20 protein-coding genes and 1 tRNA gene are annotated in these 20,928 nt (G+C 72.2%); 13 read left to right on the top strand and 8 right to left on the bottom strand.

Features of this window, described 5'->3' with window-relative positions:
* Positions 1-109: 109 nt before the first annotated feature.
* Complete coding sequence (paaN, locus tag LN251_RS14450) at positions 110-1,801, top strand: phenylacetic acid degradation protein PaaN (protein WP_458244784.1); 1,692 nt, start codon at positions 110-112, stop codon at positions 1,799-1,801.
* Positions 1,802-1,822: 21 nt separating this feature from the next.
* On the opposite strand, the gene LN251_RS14445 is transcribed toward paaN, so the two are convergent.
* The 3 genes from LN251_RS14445 to LN251_RS14435 are packed head-to-tail and all read right to left on the bottom strand — an operon-like array spanning position 1,823 to position 4,798.
* Entirely contained in the window at positions 1,823-2,575 is a 753-nt protein-coding gene (locus LN251_RS14445) for a TrmH family RNA methyltransferase (protein WP_458244783.1), read from the bottom strand.
* Positions 2,576-2,606: 31 nt separating this feature from the next.
* Positions 2,607-3,821, bottom strand: coding sequence for an HTTM domain-containing protein (locus LN251_RS14440; protein WP_458244782.1), 1,215 nt, complete (start codon positions 3,819-3,821; stop codon positions 2,607-2,609).
* Positions 3,818-4,798: a DUF5819 family protein gene (locus LN251_RS14435; protein ID WP_458244781.1), complete on the bottom strand. Its 981-nt coding sequence runs from the start codon at positions 4,796-4,798 to the stop codon at positions 3,818-3,820. Before LN251_RS14435 ends, LN251_RS14440 begins: the two co-directional genes overlap by 4 nt.
* 300 nt (positions 4,799-5,098) lie before the next feature.
* Here LN251_RS14435 and paaA point away from each other — a divergent pair, with 300 nt between their 5' ends.
* The 6 genes from paaA (at position 5,099) to LN251_RS14405 (ending at position 10,055) form a co-directional block, all read left to right on the top strand.
* Entirely contained in the window at positions 5,099-6,094 is a 996-nt protein-coding gene (gene paaA, locus LN251_RS14430; protein ID WP_458244780.1) for a 1,2-phenylacetyl-CoA epoxidase subunit PaaA, read from the top strand.
* Positions 6,091-6,378 carry a 1,2-phenylacetyl-CoA epoxidase subunit PaaB gene (gene paaB / locus LN251_RS14425; protein WP_058924264.1) on the top strand — a complete coding sequence of 96 codons (288 nt, stop codon included), beginning with the start codon at positions 6,091-6,093 and terminating at the stop codon, positions 6,376-6,378. The genes paaA and paaB overlap by 4 nt, the downstream gene beginning before the upstream one ends.
* Complete coding sequence (paaC, locus tag LN251_RS14420; protein WP_458244779.1) at positions 6,375-7,106, top strand: 1,2-phenylacetyl-CoA epoxidase subunit PaaC; 732 nt, start codon at positions 6,375-6,377, stop codon at positions 7,104-7,106. Before paaB ends, paaC begins: the two co-directional genes overlap by 4 nt.
* Positions 7,100-7,672: a 1,2-phenylacetyl-CoA epoxidase subunit PaaD gene (paaD, locus tag LN251_RS14415; protein WP_458244778.1), complete on the top strand. Its 573-nt coding sequence runs from the start codon at positions 7,100-7,102 to the stop codon at positions 7,670-7,672. Before paaC ends, paaD begins: the two co-directional genes overlap by 7 nt.
* A complete protein-coding gene (locus LN251_RS14410; RefSeq protein ID WP_458244777.1) occupies positions 7,673-8,737 on the top strand; it encodes a 2Fe-2S iron-sulfur cluster-binding protein in 1,065 nt (354 codons plus the stop codon).
* 184 nt (positions 8,738-8,921) lie between these two features.
* A complete protein-coding gene (locus tag LN251_RS14405; protein WP_458244776.1) occupies positions 8,922-10,055 on the top strand; it encodes an acyl-CoA dehydrogenase family protein in 1,134 nt (377 codons plus the stop codon).
* A gap of 15 nt (positions 10,056-10,070) precedes the next feature.
* On the opposite strand, the gene LN251_RS14400 is transcribed toward LN251_RS14405, so the two are convergent.
* The 4 genes from LN251_RS14400 to LN251_RS14385 form a co-directional block, all read right to left on the bottom strand.
* The gene (locus LN251_RS14400; protein WP_058924269.1) at positions 10,071-10,400 is read right to left on the bottom strand and encodes a rhodanese-like domain-containing protein; all 330 of its coding nucleotides are present in this window, start codon (positions 10,398-10,400) and stop codon (positions 10,071-10,073) included.
* A gap of 79 nt (positions 10,401-10,479) precedes the next feature.
* Positions 10,480-11,325 carry a hypothetical protein gene (locus tag LN251_RS14395; RefSeq protein WP_458244775.1) on the bottom strand — a complete coding sequence of 282 codons (846 nt, stop codon included), beginning with the start codon at positions 11,323-11,325 and terminating at the stop codon, positions 10,480-10,482.
* Between the two features lie 199 nt (positions 11,326-11,524).
* Positions 11,525-12,937 (bottom strand): DUF2252 domain-containing protein, encoded by a 1,413-nt coding sequence (locus LN251_RS14390; protein WP_458244774.1) that lies wholly within the window; start codon positions 12,935-12,937, stop codon positions 11,525-11,527.
* Between the two features lie 45 nt (positions 12,938-12,982).
* Positions 12,983-13,942 carry a condensation domain-containing protein gene (locus LN251_RS14385; RefSeq protein ID WP_458244773.1) on the bottom strand — a complete coding sequence of 320 codons (960 nt, stop codon included), beginning with the start codon at positions 13,940-13,942 and terminating at the stop codon, positions 12,983-12,985.
* Positions 13,943-14,206: 264 nt separating this feature from the next.
* Here LN251_RS14385 and LN251_RS14380 point away from each other — a divergent pair, with 264 nt between their 5' ends.
* The 5 genes from LN251_RS14380 (at position 14,207) to LN251_RS14360 (ending at position 19,304) form a co-directional block, all read left to right on the top strand.
* Positions 14,207-14,914, top strand: a complete 708-nt coding sequence (locus LN251_RS14380; RefSeq protein ID WP_458244772.1) for a DUF5819 family protein — start codon at positions 14,207-14,209, stop codon at positions 14,912-14,914.
* On the top strand, positions 14,911-15,960 hold the full coding sequence (locus LN251_RS14375) for a hypothetical protein (RefSeq protein WP_458244771.1): 1,050 nt from the start codon (positions 14,911-14,913) through the stop codon (positions 15,958-15,960). Before LN251_RS14380 ends, LN251_RS14375 begins: the two co-directional genes overlap by 4 nt.
* Entirely contained in the window at positions 15,953-17,158 is a 1,206-nt protein-coding gene (locus LN251_RS14370; RefSeq protein ID WP_458244770.1) for a peptidoglycan DD-metalloendopeptidase family protein, read from the top strand. Before LN251_RS14375 ends, LN251_RS14370 begins: the two co-directional genes overlap by 8 nt.
* A gap of 124 nt (positions 17,159-17,282) precedes the next feature.
* A complete protein-coding gene (locus LN251_RS14365; protein WP_458244769.1) occupies positions 17,283-18,488 on the top strand; it encodes a S53 family peptidase in 1,206 nt (401 codons plus the stop codon).
* Between the two features lie 516 nt (positions 18,489-19,004).
* A complete protein-coding gene (locus LN251_RS14360; protein ID WP_458244768.1) occupies positions 19,005-19,304 on the top strand; it encodes a hypothetical protein in 300 nt (99 codons plus the stop codon).
* A gap of 176 nt (positions 19,305-19,480) precedes the next feature.
* Here LN251_RS14360 and LN251_RS14355 read toward each other — a convergent pair.
* Positions 19,481-19,567 (bottom strand) — tRNA-Leu (locus LN251_RS14355).
* A gap of 500 nt (positions 19,568-20,067) precedes the next feature.
* Between LN251_RS14355 and LN251_RS14350 the strand changes: the two genes are divergently transcribed.
* The gene (locus LN251_RS14350) at positions 20,068-20,922 is read left to right on the top strand and encodes an FhaA domain-containing protein (RefSeq protein WP_058924272.1); all 855 of its coding nucleotides are present in this window, start codon (positions 20,068-20,070) and stop codon (positions 20,920-20,922) included.
* The last annotated feature ends 6 nt before the right edge of the window (positions 20,923-20,928 follow it).

Raw genomic sequence — 20,928 nt, 5'->3', positions numbered from 1 at the left:
TCCCGACCGATCGTTCGGTTACTCTAACCCTGACCGGCTGTTCCTGCCCCTATTTCTGCCCAGGTCATGAGCTCGACGGAGAGTTCACAAGACGAGGAGTTGGTCCCGCATGGCCGCCGAACTGACCGCGCACGAGCTGATCGCCGAGCACCGGCCCACCCTCGATCAGGCGCTGGAGGCGATCCGCACCCGCGCGTACTGGTCCCCGCACCCCGAACACCCCAAGGCCTACGGGGAGAACGGCAGCCTGGACATGGCCGCGGGCAAGGCCGCCTTCGACGCCGTGCTGGGCACGCGCCTCGACCTCGGCCAGCCGGGCACGGACGGCTGGGTGGGCGGCGAGGTCTCGCCGTACGGCATCGAGCTGGGCGTTCAGTACCCGCACGCGGACGTGGACGTGCTGCTGCCGGCCATGAAGGCGGGCCAGAAGGCGTGGCGGGACGCGGGCGCCGAGGTGCGCGCGGTGGTGTGCCTGGAGATCCTCAAGCGGATCAGCGACCGCACGCACGAGTTCGCGCACGCGGTCATGCACACCTCCGGTCAGGCGTTCATGATGGCGTTCCAGGCGGGCGGCCCGCACGCGCAGGACCGCGGCCTGGAGGCGGTGGCGTACGCGTACGTGGAGCAGGTCCGCACGCCCGACACCGCGGAGTGGACCAAGCCGCAGGGCAAGCGGGACCCGCTGGCGCTCACCAAGCAGTTCACGGCCGTCCCGCGCGGGATCGCCCTGCTGATCGGCTGCAACACCTTCCCGACGTGGAACGGCTACCCGGGTCTGTTCGCCTCCCTGGCCACCGGCAACGCCGTCCTGGTCAAGCCGCACCCGCGCGCGGTGCTGCCGCTGGCGCTCACCGTGCAGGTGGCGCGCGAGGTGCTCGCCGCGGCGGGCTTCGACCCGAACCTGGTGGCGCTGGCGGCCGAGCGGCCCGGCGAGGGCATCGCGAAGACCCTGGCCACCCGCCCGGAGATCCGGATCATCGACTACACGGGTTCGACGGCGTTCGGCGACTGGCTGGAGGCCAACGCCCGTCAGGCGCAGGTCTACACGGAGAAGGCCGGCGTCAACACCGTGCTGGTGGACTCGGCGGCGAACTACAAGGGCATGCTCGCCAACCTGGCCTTCTCGCTGTCCCTGTACAGCGGCCAGATGTGCACCACCCCGCAGAACCTGCTGATCCCCCGCGACGGCATCCGCACCGACGAGGGCCCGAAGACCTTCGACGAGGTGGTCGCCGACCTCGCGCGCGCGGTCGACGGCCTGCTCGGCGACGACGCGCGCGCGAACGCGCTGCTCGGCGCGATCGTGAACCCGGACGTGAAGACCCGTCTGGAGGCGGCGGCCGGTCTCGGCGAAGTCGCCCTCGCCTCACGGGAGATCGCCAACCCCGAGTTCCCGGGCGCGGTCGTGCGCTCTCCCGTGATCGTCAAGCTGGACGGCGCCAAGCCGGACGACGAGGCCGCCTACATGAGCGAGTGCTTCGGGCCGGTCTCCTTCGCCGTCGCCGTCGACTCCACCGCGGACGCCGTGGAGCTGCTGCGGCGCACGGTCCGGGAGAAGGGCGCGATGACGGTCGGCGCGTACACCACCGACGAGGAGGTGGAGCGGGCCGTCCAGGAGGTCTGCCTGGAGGAGGCGGCCCAGCTGTCGCTGAACCTGACCGGCGGGGTCTACGTCAACCAGACGGCCGCGTTCTCCGACTTCCACGGCTCGGGCGGCAACCCGGCGGCGAACGCCGCCCTGTGCGACGGCGCCTTCGTGGCCAACCGCTTCCGGGTGGTCGAGGTGCGCCGGGAGCACTAGATCAGCGGGCCCGGATCAGGGCTAAAAGCCCGTCAGGCTCCAGTGGTACAGCGTCATGGCCACGCTCGTCGCGAGGTTGTAGCTGGAGACCTGCGGGCGCATCGGCAGGGCCACCAGGTGGTCGGCCCGCGCGCGCAGTGCGGCTGACAGGCCGCTGCGCTCGGAGCCGAAGGCGAGGACGGCGTCGTCCGGGAGCTTGATGCCCCGGACGTCGTCGCCCTCCGGGTCCAGCGCGAACAGCGGGCCCGGCGGCAGCTCCTCGACGGACAGCCGCTCCACCGCCGTCGCAAAGTGCAGGCCCGCGCCGCCGCGCACGACCGTGGGATGCCAGGGGTCGAGCGTGCCGGTGGTGACGACCCCCGTCGCGCCGAAGCCGGCGGCCAGGCGGATCACCGCGCCCGCGTTGCCGAGGTTGCGCGGGTTGTCGAGGACCACGACGGGCGTGGTGCGCGGGGTGTGCGCCAGCTTCCGCAGGTTCGCCTCACGGGAGGGCCGTACCGCCAGCGCCGCCACGGCGGTGGGGTGCGGGCGCGGGACCAGGCTCCGGTACGCCGCCTCCGGCACCTCCGTCAGGAGCGCGGCCAGCGTCCCGCGTAGGTCGGGCGCCAGCTCGTCGGCGAGGGCCAGCGCCGCCTGCCGGTCGGCGGTGACCGCCACCGGGACCTCGGCGCCGAAGCGCACGGCGTGCTTGAGGGCGTGGAAGCCGTCCAGCAGGACGGCGCCCTCCGCGAGCCGGCGCCAGGTGCTCAGCGGGTCCGGGGCGGGGTCGGTCATGCCGTGCAGCCTACGTGCGCGCGTGCGGCGCTCACGCCGTGGAGTTCGCGGGCGTGGGTTCGGCGCTCTCCTCGGCCCGGGGTTCGGGCAGCGGCGTCCGGCCGGTTCGCGGCCGTATCCGGTCACGCGCGCGTGCCGCCGCTCCGCCCAGCAGGAGAAGGAAGGGCGTCGGCAGGAAGACGGCGTCCGTCGCGATCATCGCCAGCGAGAAGAACGGCAGTCCGAGAACCACGGCGATCACGGCGTGCTCGGTCATCATCACCGCGAGCAGGGCGTTCTTCAGCCGTCGGTTGAGCAGCGTGAACGGGAAGGCGACCTGCACGATCACGGTCCCGTAGGTCACGAGCATCACCATGGTGCCGCTGGACGACATCAGGTCGCCGAGGGCGGGCCAGGGCGAGAAGTAGTCCAGGTGGAGCGGGTAGTAGACGGCGGTGCCGTCCTGCCAGCGCGTTCCCTGGATCTTGTACCAGCCGGCCGTGGAGTAGATCATGCAGGCCTCGGCCATGATCACCAGCAGGGCGCCGTTGTGCGCGAGGTTGGCTACGACGTCCAGCAGGATGCGCGGCTCCCGGCTCTTCGCCCGGTGTGCCACGACCCACCACACGGCCTGCGCCACCCACATCACCCACAGGATGACGGGCACGGTCGGGTCGATCCCGTCGAAGCGGCCTCCGGCCGTCACCGCGACCAGCGCGAAGCCGAGCGCGGCCCACAGGGCGGGGCCGGTCCGGTCCACCACACGCTCCCCACGCGCGCGTGCCTCGTCGGCGAGGCGCCTGCGCCGCGCGTCCAGCGACCACACCTGGCCGCACCGGGTGAAGACCAGGTACACGGACATCAGGTGCAGGACGTTGTCGCCGCCGTCCCCCATGAAGACGCTGCGGTTCTGCAGCGAGATCACCCCGACCATGAACAGCACCGACATGGCCCGGGTGCGCCAGCCCAGCAGCAGCAGCGCGCTCGCCAGGACGGCGATCACGTAGAGCAGCTCGAACCAGATCTGGGTGTCCGACCACATCAGGGCCGTGAAGGCGCCGTTGAGGGTGACGAGTTCGTGGGCCAGGCCCCAGTTCCACGGGGCGTCGGGGCCGTACATCTCCTGCCGGTGCGGGAACTCGCGCAGCAGGAACAGCAGCCAGGTCGCGCTGAAGCCGATGCGGATCACGGCGGACTGGTACGGGCCGAGCGCCGACTCGGTGATGCGGGCGATGCCGGCGGAGACCGACAGGGCGAAGCGGTTCACATGGCACCCCCGGCGGTGTCGGCGGCCGTCACGGGCCACCAGGGCAGCATGCGGTACATCGGCTGGTTCGAGACCCTCTCCATGCTCCACGGCGGCGGTGGCACGTTCGTGGTGCTCGAACGGACCTGGACCTGGGTGATCGTCCCGCTCTTGCCGGCCGCGGCGTCGCGGTGCAGCCGCAGCACCACGATGCGCCGCATGTACGTCTCGGCGAGCGAGCCGCGCGTGCCCGTCGCCCGGTTGGAGGCGTCGTGCGTGGCGACGAAGAAGTCCCAGGCGCGGCGCAGTTCGTTCTGCTGGGTGTGGCTCGGCACCGGGTTGGCGTCGATGGCCCTGCCGTCCTCGGCGGACAGGTCGTACCAGCCGGTGGTGCGCACGCCGCCGTCCGCCGTCTTCACCTCGGCGCGGACCTGCACCGCGATGTTCTGCTGCAGCGGGTTCGGCGCGAACAGCTTCCAGTTCTGCTCGAACTCCGGGTAGATCCAGTCGTCGATCGCCTTGCCGTGCTCCCTGGTGAGCGTGTTCGACGGCGCGACGTGCAGGAACACCATGCCGATGTGCACGAACACGGTGACGGCGACGACGGCCACCGCCACCGCGGCGGCTATCCGATAGCGGAACGACAGGGCGGCGACGCCGCCGCGGGGTTCGGGAAAAGTGTCGGTGACGACGACGGTGAGCGGCCCGTCCGCGTGCTCGCCGGCCGCCTGGCCGTGTTCGCCCACGGAGGCCTCCGACCGGGGACCGGGCAGCCCGGCCGGCTGCTCCGCGCCGTCGCGCGTCGGTTCCGATCCACTGTCCGACCCGTCCGGGCCGGCCGGCTCCGACCCACTGCCCGACTCGCCTCGGCCCGCCGGTTCCGCCCCACCGTCCGACCCGCCCCGGCCCGCCGGTTGCGGTCCATCGGCCGGCTCGGGCGCCCCGCCGGGCCCGTCCAGCCCGTGCCGGGCGTGCGAGCCAGTGTCGTACGCGTCCATTCCGCCCCGTTTCCCGTTCCTGTCCGTCTTCCGGCTGTTCCGGCTGCCCGTCTTCCGGTCGGTCGGCCGCGGGCGCCGAGTCGCCCGTACGCGCCGCTCCACCGCAGTCGCACGGAACGGTACTCAGACCCGCTTGCGACGCACAGCCCCCACCCGCCCCAAGCCCATGGTCCACCGGGCCCGGCCGCAGGTTATCCACAGCGGTTGACACCTTACGGCGCCCGACCCACCATGGAATCGCACGGACCGAACGATCGGTCGGTAGACAGTTCCGGGCAGAGCCCAGGTCGAGGGGGCCATATGGCGACAGCAGCCGCGCACCAGACGTACGGCGCCGAGGAGGCGGGCGCCGGCACCACCGCGTACGAGCGCGCCTTCGACGCCGCCGTGGCCGCCGACGAGCGCATCGAACCGCGGGACTGGATGCCCGACGCCTACCGCGCGACGCTGGTGCGGCAGATGGCCCAGCACGCCCACTCCGAGATCATCGGCATGCAGCCGGAGGCCAACTGGATCACCCGCGCCCCCTCCCTGCGCCGCAAGGCCATCCTGATGGCCAAGGTCCAGGACGAGGCGGGGCACGGGCTGTATCTGTACAGCGCGGCCGAGACGCTCGGCACCAGCCGCGAGGAGCTGCTCGACAAGCTCCACGCCGGCCGGCAGAAGTACTCCTCCATCTTCAACTACCCGACCCTGACCTGGGCGGACGTCGGCGCGATCGGCTGGCTGGTGGACGGCGCCGCGATCACCAACCAGGTGCCGCTGTGCCGCTGCTCCTACGGCCCGTACGCCCGCGCGATGGTCCGTATCTGCAAGGAGGAGTCCTTCCACCAGCGCCAGGGGTACGAGCTGCTGCTCGCCCTCAGCCGCGGCACCCCGGAGCAGCACGCGATGGCGCAGGACGCCGTCGACCGCTGGTGGTGGCCGTCCCTGATGATGTTCGGCCCGCCCGACGACGAGTCGGCGCACTCCGCCCAGTCGATGACGTGGAAGATCAAGCGGCACTCGAACGACGAGCTGCGCCAGCGCTTCGTCGACATCTGCGTGCCCCAGGCGGAGTCGCTGGGCCTGACCCTGCCCGACCCCGACCTGAAGTGGAACGAGGAGCGGCAGCACTACGACTTCGGCCCGATCGACTGGTCGGAGTTCAAGGAAGTCCTCAAGGGCAACGGGCCGTGCAACGAACAGCGGCTCACCCAGCGCAGGCAGGCCCACGAGGAGGGCGCCTGGGTGCGGGAGGCAGCCGCCGCCTATGCGGCCAAGCACAACGACACCACGGGAGCGATGCAGGCATGACGAACACCGACTGGCCCCTGTGGGAGGTCTTCGTGCGCTCGCGCCGGGGCCTCGCCCACACCCACGCCGGCAGCCTGCACGCGCCGGACGCCGAGTTCGCCCTGCGCAACGCCCGCGACCTGTACACCCGGCGCGGCGAGGGCGTCTCCATCTGGGTCGTCCCGTCCGCCGCGATCACCGCGTCCTCACCGGACGAGAAGGACCCGTTCTTCGAGCCGGCCGCCGACAAGCCGTACCGGCACCCGACGTTCTACGAGATCCCGGAAGGGGTGAAGCACCTGTGACGGCAGCCCCGGCGACGCCCGTCCCCACGACCGCCGCCCTCGCCCTCGGCGACGACGCCCTGGTGCTCTCCCACCGCCTGGGGGAGTGGGCGGGCCACGCCCCCGTCCTGGAGGAGGAGCTCGCCCTCGCGAACATCGCGCTGGACCTGCTCGGCCAGGCCCGCGTGCTGCTGTCCATGGTCGGCGACGAGGACGAGCTGGCGTACCTGCGCGAGGAGCGGTCCTTCCGCAACCTCCAGCTGGTCGAGCAGCCCAACGGCGACTTCGCCCACACCATCGCCCGCCAGCTGTACTTCTCCACCTACCAGCACCTGCTGTACACCGAACTGGCCTCCGGTGACGGCCAGTTCGCCGGCCTGGCGACCAAGGCCGTCAAGGAGGTCGCCTACCACCGCGACCACGCCGAGCAGTGGACGCTGCGGCTCGGCGACGGCACGGACGCCAGCCGCGAGCGGATGCTGCGGGCGACGGCGGCCCTGTGGCGGTTCACCGGCGAGATGTTCCAGCCGGTGGACGGACTGGACGTCGACTTCTCGGCGCTGGAGGCGGCCTGGCTGGACGGCGTCGGGGGTGTGCTGCGCCGGGCGACCCTCACGGTCCCCGAGGGGCCCCGGTCCGGCGCCTGGACGGCCGGCGCGGGCCGGCAGGGCGTGCACACCGAGTCCTTCGGGCGGATGCTCGCCGAGATGCAGCACCTGCACCGCAGCCACCCGGGGGCGTCATGGTGACGGCCACCGCGACGACGGCGCTGGAGGCGGAGCTGCTGGGGATCGCCGGTTCGGTCCCCGACCCCGAACTGCCCGCGCTCACCCTGCGGGAGCTCGGCGTGGTCCGCGCGGTGCACTTGCGCGCCGCGGACTCGGTCGAGGTCGAGCTGACGCCGACGTACACCGGCTGTCCGGCGCTGGAGACCATGTCCCTGGACATAGAGCGGGCACTGCACGCGCACGGCATGCGCGAGGTCGAGGTCCGCACGGTGCTCGTGCCCGCCTGGTCGACCGACGACATCACGGACGAAGGGCGGCGCAAGCTGCGGGAGTTCGGGATCGCGCCGCCGCGCACCCGGGCGGCGGCCGGACCGGTCCCCCTGTCACTGGGCCCGATCCGGACCGCCGACGACGGCCCGGAGACCGGCTCCGCCCCGAGCCGGTCCCTCGACGCCGACCCCGTCCACTGCCCCCACTGCGGCTCCCCCGACACCGAGCTGCTCAGCCGCTTCTCCTCCACGGCGTGCAAGGCGCTGCGCCGCTGCCTCGCCTGCCGGGAACCCTTCGACCACTTCAAGGAGCTGTAGATGGCCCGCTTCCACTCGCTCCCCGTGGCGGCGGTCGAACGGCTCACCGACGACTCCGTGGCCCTCACCCTCGCCGTGCCGCCGGAGTTGCGCGAGGAGTACCGCCACGCCCCGGGCCAGCACCTCGCGCTGCGCCGGAGGGTCGACGGCACGGAGATCCGGCGCACGTACTCGATCTGCTCCCCGGCACCGGCCCCCGGCGACCCGGGTCCGGCCACGCTGCGGGTCGGGGTGCGACTCGTCGACGGCGGCGCCTTCTCGACGTACGCGCTCAAGGAGATCGACCTCGGTGACGAGCTGGAGGTGATGACACCGGCCGGCCGCTTCACCCTTGAGCCGGCGCCCGGTCTGTACGCGGCCGTCGTCGGCGGCAGCGGCATCACTCCGGTGCTCTCCATCGTCTCGACGCTGCTCGCGCGCGAACCGGGGGCCCGCTTCTGCCTGATCCGCAGCGACCGTACGGCCGCCTCGACGATGTTCCTCGAAGAGGTCGCCGACCTGAAGGACCGCTACCCGGACCGGCTGCAGCTGGTGACGGTGCTGTCCCGGGAGGAGCAGCAGGCGGGGCTGCCGTCCGGGCGGCTCGACCAGGAGCGGCTGACCGGACTGCTCCCGGCGCTGCTGCCGGTGGAGCAGGTGGCGGGATGGTTCCTGTGCGGGCCGTACGGGCTGGTGCAGGAGGCGGAGCGGACGCTGCGCGCGCTCGATGTCCCGCGCGCCCGCATCCACGAGGAGATCTTCCACGTGGACAGCGCCGCCCCGGCCGCCGCACCCGTGGCCGCCCCGGCCCACAGCTCGGTCACCGCGCGCCTCGACGGCCGCGGCGGCACCTGGCCGGTGCGGGAGGGCGAGTCCCTGCTGGAAACGGTCCTGCGCAACCGCCCCGACGCGCCCTACGCCTGCAAGGGCGGGGTGTGCGGGACGTGCCGGGCGTTCCTGGTCTCCGGCGAGGTGCGCATGGACCGCAATTTCGCGCTGGAGAAGGAGGAGACGGAATCGGGCTATGTGCTGGCGTGCCAGTCGCACCCGGTGACGGAGAAGGTGGAGCTGGACTTCGACAGGTGAACCCCGGCGCCCGTGGACGCCCGTTCCCGTGAACGCCTGCACCCCTGGACGCCGGTGCCGGCGGACGCCGGTACCCCTCGACACCTCCGGCCCGCTCGTGGCCGACGGGCCCGTTCCCTTCTTCTAGAACCTGTTCTATCTTGACGGTCCGTCAGATCAGCGGACCCTCCGGAGGGACAGGACCGTGGACTTCACCTTCACCGAGGAGCAGCAGGCGGCGGCCGAGGCGGCACGCGGGGTGTTCGCCGGGGTCGCCCCGGACGCGGTGCCCTCCCCCTCGCTCGTCACGGGCGCCGTCGCCGACGACTTCGACCGCGCGCTGTGGGCGAAGCTCGCCGAGGCGGACCTGCTGAGCCTGCTCCTCGACGCGCGGTACGGCGGGGCGGGTCTGGACGCGATCGCGCTGTGCCTGGTGCTGCGGGAGTCGGCGAAGCACCTCGCCCGGGTGCCGCTGCTGGAGAGCAGCGCGGCCGCCGCCGCGGTACAGGCCCACGGCGGCGAGGAGTTGCGGTCAGCGCTGCTGCCGGGGGCGGCCCGCGGGGAGCTGGTGCTGACCGTCGCCGCGCACGGCCGTACCGGCCACGATCCGGCCGAACTCGCCGTGAGCGCACGGCAGGACGGCGACGGGTGGCTGCTGGACGGTGTGCAGACCGCCGTGCCCTGGGCGCACAACGCCGACTTCGTGCTGCTGCCCGCCCGGACGGCCGCGGACCGGACGCTGCTGGCCGTGGTGTCGCCCGTCCACGAGGGGGTCTCACTCGCCGAGCAGGTCTCCACGTCCGGCGAGCGGCTCGGCGAACTGCGCCTGGACTCCGTGCGCGTCGAGGCCCGCGACGTCATGGACGCCGACGGCGCCTGGGACTGGCTGCGCGACCTGCTGACCACCGGGACATGCGCCCTCGCGCTCGGGCTGGGCGAGCGGGTCCTCGAGATGACCGGCGACTACGCGGGCAAGCGGGAGCAGTTCGGGCACCCGATCGCCACCTTCCAGGCGGTGGCCGTGCAGGCCGCCGACCGCTACATCGACCTGCGGGCCATGGAGGCCACGCTCTGGCAGGCGGCCTGGCGGATCGCCTCCGGCGCACCCGGTGCGCTGCCCGCCTGCGGGGACGTGGCCGTCGCCAAGATCTGGGCGTCGGAAGGGGTGCGCCGGGTCGTGCAGACGGCACAGCATCTGCACGGCGGCTTCGGGGCGGACGTGGAGTACCCGCTGCACCGGTACCACGCCTGGGCCAAGCACCTGGAGCTGTCGCTCGGCCCGGCGGCCGCGCACGAGGAGGCCCTCGGCGACCTGCTGGCGGCCCACCCGCTGGGCTGACCGCCCGCCGGCCCTCTACAGCACGAACCCCGGCTGGCCCTCGTCCGTCACGACGGGCCGGCCGGCGGCCGCCCACACCTGCATTCCGCCGTCGACGTTCACCGCGTCGATGCCCTGCTGGACCAGGTACATGGTGACCTGGGCCGAGCGGCCGCCGGAGCGGCAGATCACGTTGACGCGCCCGTCCTGCGGCGCGGCCTCGGTCAGCTCGCCGTACCGGGCCACGAACTCGCTGATGGGGATGTGCAGGGCGCCCTCGGCGTGCCCCGCCTTCCACTCGTCGTCCTCGCGGACGTCCAGCAGGAAGTCGCCGTCCTTCAGGTCCCCGACCTCGACGGTGGGCACACCAGCTCCGAAACTCATGCCCCGACGCTACCCGACGCCACCGGCCACGAAAGCGCCCGGCCGGCGGGAACCGGCCCGGTCAGCCGCCCAGCAGCTCGGCCAGTTCCCGCTCCCGCTGGGCCACGTCCGCGAGCAGCTGCTCGGCGATCTCCTCGAGGAGGCGGTCGGGGTCGTCGGGGGCCAGCCGGAGCATCGAGCCGATCGCGCCCTCCTCCAGATCCTTGGCGACCAGCGAGAGCAGCTCCTTGCGCTGGGCCAGCCATTCGAGCCGGGCGTAGAGCTCCTCGCTGCGGCTCGGGCCGCGCTCGGCCGGCGCCGGGCCCTTGGCCCACTCCTCGGCCAGCTCCCGCAGCAGCGTCTCGTCACCGCGGGCGTAGGCGGCGTTGACCCGGGTGATGAACTCCTCGCGCCGCTGCCGCTCGGTGTCGTCCGGGGCCAGGTCGGGGTGGGCCTTGCGGGCCAGTTCGCGGTAGAGCTTGCGGGCCTCGTCGCTCGGGCGGACCCGCTGCGGGGGCCGCACCGGCTGGTCGGTGAGCATCGCGGCGGCCTCCGGGAACAGCCCCTCCCCGTCCATCCAGCCGTGGAACAGCTCCTCCACCCCCGGCATGGGCATGACCCGGGCCCGGGCCTCGTCCGCCCGGCGCCGGTCCTCCGGGTCACCGGACCGCTCGGCCCGCGCCTCGGCGATCAGGGCGTCCAGCTCGTCCAGGCGGGCGTACATCGGGCCGAGCTTCTGGTGGTGCAGCCGGGAGAAGTTCTCGACCTCGACCCGGAAGGTCTCCACCGCGATCTCGTACTCGATCAGCGCCTGCTCGGCGGCGCGCACGGCCCGCTCCAGGCGCTCCTCGGGGCGCGGCGCACCCTCCTCGGGCGTCGCCTGCTCCTCGCCGGCGACCCCACCCTGCTCAGCTTCCGGGCTCGTCACCCGACCAGCCTAGGCCACGGCGGTGCCGGGCCCGCCCCGCGCGGTGCCTCAGGCCCGCACAGCCCTCGGCGCACGCCCCCGCACCCCAGCCGTCCGCGCACCCACGCCCACCTCGTCGACGTCCTCGCACGCCCGTCTCGTCCGCGTCCTCGCACGCCCACCCAGTCCGCGTCCTCGCTCGCTCACCCAGTCCGCGTCCTCAGACGCCCGTCTCCGCCGCGACCCGCCCCGACCGCACCGCCGCCACCAGATCCGCGTGGTCCGCCTCGGTGCGGTCGGCGTACGCGACGGCGAAGTCGGCGATCGCCTCGTCCAGCTCGTCGTTCTTGCCGCAGTAGCCGGCGATCAGCCGCGGGTCGGCGCTGTGGGAGTGGGCGCGGGCCAGCAGGGCGCCGGTCATGCGGCCGTAGTCGTCGATCTGGTCGGCGGCCAGGGCCGCGGGGTCGACGCTGCCCTTGCGGTTGCGGAACTGCCGTACCTGGAAGGGCCGGCCGTCCACCGACGTCCAGCCCAGCAGGATGTCGCTGACGACCTGCATCCGCTTCTGGCCGAGCACCACCCGGCGGCCCTCGTGCTCGACGGCCGGCGCCTCGAAGCCGGCGGTCACCAAGTGCGGGACCAGGGCCGACGGCCGCGCCTCCTTCACCTGCAGCACCAGCGGCTCGCCCCGGTGGTCCAGGAGCAGGACGACGTAGGAGCGGGTGCCCACGCTGCCGGTGCCCACGATCCGGAAGGCCACGTCGTGCACCGCGTGCCGGGCCAGCAGCGGCAGCCGGTCCTCGGAGAGCGTCCCCACGTACTGTTCGAGGGCCGCCGCGACCGCGGCCGCCTCCTCGTCGTCCACCCGCCGCAGCACCGGCGCCGCGTCCACGAAGCGGCGCCCGCCCTCCTCGGTCTCCTCCGTCGCCTTCGCCGCGAACCGCCCGCTGGTGTTGGCCCGCGCCTTCTCCGAGACCCGCTCCAGGGTGCCGAGCAGGTCGTGGGCGTCGGTGTGGGAGACGAGCTCCTCGTCCGCGATGGCGTTCCACGCGTCCAGCACCGGCAGCTTGGCCAGCAGCCGCATGGTGCGGCGGTAGGCGCCGGTCGCGTCGTACGCGGCCTTGCGGCAGCACTCCTCGTCCGCGCCGGCCTCCCGGCCCGCGAGCACCAGGGAGGCGGCGAGCCGCTTGAGGTCCCACTCCCAGGGGCCGCTGACCGTCTCGTCGAAGTCGTTCAGATCGATGACCAGGCCGCCGCGCGCGTCCCCGTACAGACCGAAGTTCGCGGCATGCGCGTCTCCGCAGATCTGCGCGCGAATCCTCGTCATGGGTGTACGCGCGAGGTCGTAGGCCATCAGGCCCGCCGAACCGCGCAGGAAGGCGAAGGGCGTGGCGGCCATCCGGCCCGCCCTTATCGGGGTGAGCTCGGGGATCCGGCCACGGTGGGACTCCTCGATCGCCGCGACGGCGTCGGGCCGTGCGGCGTCCAGGTCGAGCGCGGCGTGCGCGGCACGCGGGACCGGCCCGCGCAACGCCTTGCCCTCCTGCTTGGGCGACCCCTCCACGGGCCACTCGGCGAAGCCGCGCACCCGGGGCAACCGGCGCACGCCCCTCCCCGCAACACCTTCAGTCACACCGACCGCCTCCCCCGCACATCCGCGCACGCGCACCCACGAACATCAACTCGTGGAGACCGTACAGCCGGTGGCCGAGACGCGGCAGAGCCTGTGGACAACTCTCGTCTGTGGAAAACCCAGGCGGCCGGACCCCAGCAGGGCGACGACCATGTCGGCCGACCGGGACGCCGCCAGGGCCACGATTCGGTCCGGGCCGGCGACTTCGGCGATCAGCAGCCGGGCGAGGCGGTTCGACGCGAGGTCGAGGTCCCGGTAGGTCACGGCACTCCGTCGCAGTCCAGCACGGCCATTGCCGTGGGGGTGCGTGCCACCTGGGCGGCGAACAGTTCGGGCAGCGTGGTCTCGTGGTACTTGACGCGGTTGGCACGGGACTCGGCGAGCAGTTCGGCGCGCTCCTCTGTGGGCAGCCAGCTCTTCGGGCCGGTACGGCTCGGGACTTCCGACCAGGTCGATCCGCAGTCCGCGGCCGTCGGAGCGGTCGCATGCCGTGACGGAGAGGTCGTCGACCAGCCCCTGGGTGAGGTTGTGCGCGTGGGCCCGGTGCCCGGCGAACTCCAGGTCGTAGTCGAAGGACATGATGTTGACCTGGGCCGTCAGGAAGCTCTCCTGGGGATGGAGCCCGAAGGAACGGGAGAGGGATTCCCCCCGGTGGCGCTGGTGCCGGAGCAGCAGGCGGAACTCCCTGGAGACCTTGCGTATCAGGTCGAGTACCGACTCCTCCGGGCGCACTTCCGGGTGCAGCGGCAGGGCGCTGGAGAGCATGACCGGCACCGTGCGGAGTTCGGCGTCCGGCCGGACCGCCACCGGCAGGGTGAGGACCACGTGCCGCTCCCCTGTCATCTTGTGCAGGTAAGCGGCAATGGCGGCGATCAACAGCACCGACCCGTGCATGCGCGCCTGCCGCGCCGCGGTACGCAGCAGGGTCGTCTCTGCCGGGGTGAGCAGCCCCGTCTCTGGCGTCGGCCGACCACCGGCGCCGCGTGACCTGTGGCGCCGGGACATCCGGCGCAAGGGGGAAGAGCCACGGCACCGCCCGGCAGGCGGAGCCGCGTGGCATACGGCATCGACCGACCGTCGGTGCCGGTGACGTGAGCCACCGCAGGACCAGCGGTGCGAAGTGACATGTGGTGTCGTGTGCCCACCGATGCCGATCGACCCCCGGTGCCGGGGCGGGGCGCCCCGCCCCGGCACGCAGTCTCGCGCGGATCCACCACCGTTCCCGAATCGACCCGACCTGGACGTCGACCCACCTGGATGTGGACAGCGATGAGAGTTCCCGCGCGCTCGCGCGCATCGGAGGGCGCACCCCCGGCGGCGGGTGCACCCCTCCCGCCGGCCGTACGGATCAGTGCGCTGGCAGCCCTCGCGGCCGTGGCGGTGTACTGCCTGTGCTGCCTGGTGTACAACGCCCCCGCCTCCCCGTTGAAAGACCGCGTCAAGGGCCCCGCCACGGCCGTGATGGAGCCGTACTTCTGGCAGGACTGGCAGCTCTTCGGGCCCACGCCCGGCAGCAACGACGACCTCATCTGCCTGCGTGCCCGGATGAGGCTTCCCTCGGGCAGGATCGTGGAGTCGAGCCCCGTCGAGATCGAGCAGGCCATCGACAGAGCGCCGCAGGACTTCCCCGTGAACCCCACGAAGCTTCCCGGCGTCCTGCTCGCGTTCGACGCCGCGGCCAACCACTACGCGAGCATCGCGACCAAGTTCAGCAAACTGCCCGCGGCCGACCGCAAGGACGCCCGAGCACGCCTCGACCACCAGTTCGCATCGGACTTCGAGGAAATGCGGCGATTCTTCTCCGTCCAGGCGAAGGCGCTCTACTCGAACGCCCAGATCGTCGCCGTCCAGGCGACCTTCAAGAACCGTCCCATCGTCCCGTTCTCGGCCCGGTACGCGGTGCCCAAGCCGAAGGAGGACGAGCAGGGGCTGCTGGCGACGTCGTGGATGACCTACGTACCGGGGGTGGCCCAGTGACCCGCGTATCCGCTCTGCCAGCCAGGGCATGGCGAACCGGTACGGCAAGGCTGGACACGGCGCTGCTGCGCCTCGCGACCCGCAGGCACCGGCTCATCGGCATCGCGGCGCTCCGCGTCGTCATCGGCTTCGCCACGGTCCTGTACTGCCTGTCCGACTACTCCAGGCGCCGCTTCCTGTGGGGGCCGGGCTCCCACAACTCACTCTCCACGGCGAAGGACGCGCTGCCGCACTGGGGCTTCTCGCTCTTTCTGTGGAGCCACTCGACGCTCTGGTTCGAGATCGTCTTCTACGCCGTGATCGTGGTCGCCCTGGCCTTCATGATCTTCGGCGGGCGATGGCTCGCACTGGCCCAGGCCGTGATGAAGTGGTCGCTGCACAACCGCAACCAGTACGTGCTCGAAGGCGGCGACAACCTCGCCCAGATCCTCATCCTGTTCATGGTCTTCACCGTCTCCGACGCCTACTTCGCGCCCGGCGCCAAGCGGCGGCGCGCGCGGCTGAGGGAGCGGGAGCAGCCGGCGTTCTCCACCGTGCTGCACAACCTGGCCGCCTTCCTGATCGTCTTCCAGACCGCGGTGCTGTACTTCGCCGCCGGCTACTGGAAGATCACCGGGAAGGTGTGGCAGGACGGCGTGGCGATGTACTACATCAGCCGGATCACCGGCTTCGGGATGTCGGCCACGTACGCGCACCTGATGAACAACGCCTTCGTGGGTACCGTCCTCTGCTACTTCACGATCTTCATCGAGCTGGCGCTGCCCTTCGCGATCCTGTCCGCTCGCCCGTGGATCCGGAAGGCCAACACGGTGGCCCTGGAGGGCATGCACCTGGGCATCATCGCCTGCATGGGCCTGGTGTGCTTCGGGCTACTGATGATCGGCGCGGACTGCACCTGCCTGCGCGACGAGGACTACCGGTCACTCGCGCGGCGCTTCCGGTCCGTCAAGGAACGTGTAATGGGCTGGAGTTGGTCACGGCTGCCCGCGCGCGGCATGACCCCGGTGGCCATGACGGCGGGACAGGACGGTTCGGCCGATGCGTGACACGACCGACGAAGCGGCGAACGCCGCGCCGGACGCCCTGTACCGGTTCCTCACCGCCGAGCCCGCCGACCGGGAACGCCTGGCACCGCGCGTGGTCGCCGCCGTGGGCCGAGAGCGGCTCAACGAGATCGTGGACACCACGCTCGGACAGGTCGGCGAGGTCACCGGCGTGCGCGACAGCCGCGACGGACTGGTGATCGAAGGCACCGAGGGGCGGGCCCTGGCCTTCGCCGCCACCAGGGACGGCCTTGAGCTGGACGGGCTCCTGATCGCCCCCGGCGCACACCGTCCGGCACGCCTGCGCACCAACTGGGTGCGCCCGGCTCTGGCCTGGACCGTGCTGGTGCTGCTGTTCGTCGTGCGCATCGACGCCTGCTGGGAGGCCCCCTCCCGGATCGCCTGGTGCGGCCGCCTGCTGATCGTCGCGGCCGGATACCTGGTCGTGGAGGGCTGGCGTGCCCCGGCCCTGTTCCCGTGGTGGATACGCCGACCGCTGGAGGCCGGGGCGCTCGTCGCCCTCGCCTCCGCCTGGCGACTGCCCGGGCTGCCCACGTCGGGCGGTGCCCCCGAACTGGTCGTGGGGGCCGCACTGGTCGCCGTCCTCGGCGTACTCCTGATGCGGGCACGGCGTCACCGCTGGGGGACGGCCGTCTCCCAGACCCTCGTCTTCCCCTTGCAGGGCGGCAGTTGGTACGTGGGGCAAGGAGGCGGACGCAGCCTCAACCATCACTTCGCCGTCCCCGAGCAACGCGGCGCCCTGGACGTGGTCCAGGCCGGCCCGGGCGGGACGCGCGGGCGTCACCGCGCCCGCACCCAGGGCACCCACGGCAAGAACGAGCGCTACCTCATCTACGGGCAGCCCGTACACGCACCCTGCGACGGTACGGTCGTCTCCGCCGCCGATCACATTGAGGACCAAGAACCCGGCGCCGTCCGCTACCAACCCCTGTACGGCAACCACGTGTGGATCGACACGGGCGCAGAGATCGTCAAGCTCGCCCACCTGCGCCCCGGCACCGTGAGCGTGGCCGAGGGCGACACCGTGCGCGCCGGGCAGGTGCTCGGCGAGGTCGGCAACTCGGGCAACAGCTCCGAGCCGCACCTGCACATCCACGCCGAACGCGACGGCGTCGGCCTCGACCTGGAGTTCGAGGGGGTCCCGGGCCCGCTGTGCCGGGGCCGGACCGTCCGCTCGTAGACCACACCACGCCCGTCATCACGACAGGCAGCCCTCGGGCCCGCACGGACGACATGCCCGGGCCCGGGCCGCCTCGTCACGTCCTGCGCGTCCTCGGCACCCCCTCACCAGAAGGTCTTCACCCGTGCCCTTCCATGCCCCCATACGCCCGCTGCGCGGTCTGCGCGGCTCGGTGGTCGCGGCTTCCTGTGCCGCCCTGCTGTGCACCGCCGGGTTCCTGCCCACCGCCCACGCCGCCGACCGGCATCCGCTCATGGGATCCCGGCCCGCCTACGCGGGACCAGTGCCCGACGACCGGCGCGTCAGCGCCCGGCTCTACCTCAACTCCCGTGACCCGCAAGGCCTGGCGGCGTTCCTGCGCGATGTCACCGACCCCCGCAGCCCGCACTACCGGCACTTCCTCACCCCCGCGCAGTACCAGCGCCGCTTCGGGCCGGCCGACCGTCAGATCCAGACCGTCACGGCGTGGCTGGCCAGATCCGGGTTCACCGTCACCGGCCGCACCCCCCACTATCTGGGGATCAGGGGCCCCGCCCGCGCCGTCCGGCAGGCCTTCGGCACGAGCCTGCGTCGCTACCGCACCGGACGCGACACCATCGACGCCCCCTCAGCCGACCTCAGCGTGCCCGCCCCCCTCGGCTCCGCCGTACTTGGTGTCACCGGCCTGTCCCTCCCCGGCGCGGCCCGTCCGCTGTCCACCCCGGCGCCCGCCCTCGACGTACCCGCCGACGGTGCCGTCTGCTCCGGCCACTTCGGGCAGAAGCCCGCCACGAACCTGCCCAAGGCGTACGGCAGGACCTCCACCTTCGCGCCCTGCCCCTACACCCCCGCCCAGCTGCGCCACGCCTACGGCGCGGGCGGCAGGGGCAGCGCCACCGGCCGCGGCGCCACCATCGCCGTCGTCGACGCCTACGGATCGCCGGACATGGCCGCCGACACGGCCCGCTACGCCCGCGCCACCGGCGGCCCTCCTTTCCGGCCGGGCCAGTACCGCCAGCAGGTCACCCCCTCCCAGTGGCAGATCGGCGACGCGTGCGCGCCTCCGCGCACCTGGGCCGGCGAACAGGCTCTCGACATCGACCTCGCGCACGGACTCGCCCCGGACGCGAACGTCCTCTACGTCGGCGCGAACTCCTGCCTCGACAACGACCTGATGAACGCCGAGTCGTACGTCATCGACGGCCGCCGGGCGGACGTCATCTCGAACTCCTGGGCCGAGATCATCCACTCCGATCCGGGGCACCTCACCCCTGCCCTGGTCGCCGCGTGGAACCTGCTGTTCCAACAGGGCCGCCGCCGAAGGCATCGGGGTCTACTTCGCGGCGGGTGACTGCGGCGACTCCTCGCCCCAGGCAGCTCAGACCGGCGTCAACTGCGACCCGAAGACCACCCGTGCCCAGGCCGACTTCCCCAGCGGCTCCCCGTGGGTCACCTCGGTCGGCGGCACCACCCTCGCCCTGGACCGACACGGCGACTACGCCTGGGAGACCAGCATGGGCGACGAGGTGCCCATCCGCGCCGACAACGGCAAGGGGCCCTGGGGACCCGTCCCCGGCGTCTTCGCCTTCGGCGGCGGAGGAGGCGCGAGCGACTTCCCGCAGCCCTGGTACCAGCGCGACCGCGGCACCGGCGACACCAGGCACCGCACGACTCCCGACGTCGCGATGGAGGGTGACGGGGCACGGAGGAAGAGGCCCTCGTCGCGAAGGAGCGTCACCAGGATCGAGCGCACCCGTCAGCACCCAGTACCTGTTCCTGCCCAAGCAGGCTGCCGATGCCGAAGGCCACCGCCGCATGATGTGTCCCGCCCAAGCCGGCCGCGTCCAGTGCCCTCTCGGACCCCACCATGGGCAAGGGCGTCCACATCACCCTCGCCGACGTCCCGCCCGGTCCGGTCGAGCCGCGCAGCGTGTGCAAGAACCGCAGCGTGACCTTCCCGCCCGAAGCCGGCGCCCAGCTCTGGCAGCCCCTGCAGCACGGACGCGAAGACTGGCGGCGCATCTGCTTCCGCCTTCGCAACTCCGTCGAAGGCGTCAACGGCTTCGGCAAGGACCCCCTCTTCAAGACCAAGCCCCTCGGTGATTGGACCCCGAAGGGCTGTCTCACCAAAACGGACAACAATACCGAGACGGAACCGGATCAGTGAGGTAACCCACACCCCGAACCCAGCTGAAGATCCACAGCCCACAACACGACTGCCCGGCGGCCCACCAGCCGCCGGGCAGTCATATGTGTAAGAAGCGTCACACCGCATCCCACCTGCCTGGACATACAGAAGCGGGCTGATCGCTTTCACGATCAGCCCGTTTCGTCGGTGCTCCCTGGTGCGCGAGGGGGGAGTTGAACCCCCACGCCCTTGCGGGCACTGGAACCTGAATCCAGCGCGTCTGCCTATTCCGCCACCCGCGCATTGGGTGTGTCCTCCGGCTCGCGGCCCTCTCGGTCCGGCGCCTTCCGACACGCAGAACATTAGCACGCTGGCGGGGGTGGGTTCACATCCCTTACCCCGGGGCAGCCGCCGACCAGGGAGCTCTCCCGATCCGGCCCCGCCCCGGTCGATCATCGGAGCGCCCCGCTCCGTATCAAGGAGTGCCGGTTCTCGTATCAACCTCGTACCGGTACGGCCCGTCTCCACAGGAGCCGGGCCGGGTCCACAGTCAGGTGCGGGACACTTGTCTGCGGCCGCCTCTACGATCCTGGGCAGAAGGAGTTCGAGGGACGAGTTCGAAGGGGCGCTTCGGAGGGAACCTCCGGAGGGAACTTCGAGCGGCGTCGACACCCGTCGACGGGTCCGACAGGGGGAACCAGCCGATTACCCGGCGCGTGGATACGATCAGTAAGCAGTACCAGGCAGTGCGGTACCCGCAAGGCGGGAAGCAGGACGACAGAGACTACGGAGGAGGTGCCCCATGGGAGTCCTGAAGAAGTTCGAGCAGCGTCTCGAAGGTCTGGTCAACGGCACCTTCGCCAAGGTGTTCAAGTCCGAGGTCCAGCCCGTGGAGATCGCGGGCGCGCTGCAGCGCGAGTGCGACAACAACGCGACGATCTGGAACCGCGAGCGGACCGTCGTCCCCAACGACTTCATCGTGGAGCTGAGCACGCCGGACTTCGAGCGGCTCAGCCCCTACTCCGGCCAGCTCGGCGACGAGCTCGCCGGCATGGTGCGCGACTACGCCAAGCAGCAGCGCTACACCTTCATGGGCCCCATCAAGGTCCACCTCGAGAAGGCGGACGACCTCGACACCGGCCTGTACCGGGTGCGCAGCCGTACGCTCGCCTCCTCCACCAACCAGCAGGCTCCCGGATCCCCGGCCCCGGCGGCCCCGCCCGCTCCGGCCGCGGGCCGTCCCGGCGGTTACGGCTACCCGCCGGCCGCCGCCCCGGCGGGGGCCCCGCCCATGCCGGCCGCGCCGCCCCCCGGTGGCCGCGGCGGCAGCGCGCCCTACCTGCAGCGTCCCGCGGCGGCCCCGGCGGCCGGCGGACGCACCCGCTACTGGATCGAGATCAACGGCGCCCGCCATCAGATCTCCCGCCCGACGCTGGTGCTGGGCCGCAGCACCGAAGCCGACGTGCGGATCGACGACCCCGGCGTCTCGCGCCGGCACTGTGAGATCCGGACCGGAACGCCCTCGACGATCCAGGATCTCGGGTCCACCAACGGCATCGTGGTGGACGGGCAGCACACCACCCGCGCTACGCTCCGCGACGGCTCGCGGATCGTCGTGGGCAGCACCACCATCATTTACCGGCAAGCCGAAGGGTGAAGCGGG

This window comes from Streptomyces sp. MAI_2237 (assembly GCF_054189285.1).
The sequence above is the reverse complement of the archived record's forward strand: the minus strand, read 5'-3'. Positions and strand labels throughout refer to the sequence as shown.

What these genes read in the sequence shown, in the direction of transcription:
- paaN (WP_458244784.1), top strand. Translation starts at nt 110, where the DNA reads ATGGCCGCCGAACTGACCGCGCACGAGCTGATCGCCGAGCACCGGCCC.
- LN251_RS14445 (WP_458244783.1), bottom strand. Translation starts at nt 2,575, where the DNA reads ATGACCGACCCCGCCCCGGACCCGCTGAGCACCTGGCGCCGGCTCGCG.
- LN251_RS14435 (WP_458244781.1), bottom strand. Translation starts at nt 4,798, where the DNA reads ATGGACGCGTACGACACTGGCTCGCACGCCCGGCACGGGCTGGACGGG.
- paaA (WP_458244780.1), top strand. Translation starts at nt 5,099, where the DNA reads ATGGCGACAGCAGCCGCGCACCAGACGTACGGCGCCGAGGAGGCGGGC.
- paaB (WP_058924264.1), top strand. Translation starts at nt 6,091, where the DNA reads ATGACGAACACCGACTGGCCCCTGTGGGAGGTCTTCGTGCGCTCGCGC.
- paaD (WP_458244778.1), top strand. Translation starts at nt 7,100, where the DNA reads ATGGTGACGGCCACCGCGACGACGGCGCTGGAGGCGGAGCTGCTGGGG.
- LN251_RS14410 (WP_458244777.1), top strand. Translation starts at nt 7,673, where the DNA reads ATGGCCCGCTTCCACTCGCTCCCCGTGGCGGCGGTCGAACGGCTCACC.
- LN251_RS14385 (WP_458244773.1), bottom strand. Translation starts at nt 13,942, where the DNA reads ATGTCCCGGCGCCACAGGTCACGCGGCGCCGGTGGTCGGCCGACGCCA.
- LN251_RS14380 (WP_458244772.1), top strand. Translation starts at nt 14,207, where the DNA reads ATGAGAGTTCCCGCGCGCTCGCGCGCATCGGAGGGCGCACCCCCGGCG.
- LN251_RS14370 (WP_458244770.1), top strand. Translation starts at nt 15,953, where the DNA reads ATGCGTGACACGACCGACGAAGCGGCGAACGCCGCGCCGGACGCCCTG.
- LN251_RS14360 (WP_458244768.1), top strand. Translation starts at nt 19,005, where the DNA reads ATGGGCAAGGGCGTCCACATCACCCTCGCCGACGTCCCGCCCGGTCCG.
- LN251_RS14350 (WP_058924272.1), top strand. Translation starts at nt 20,068, where the DNA reads ATGGGAGTCCTGAAGAAGTTCGAGCAGCGTCTCGAAGGTCTGGTCAAC.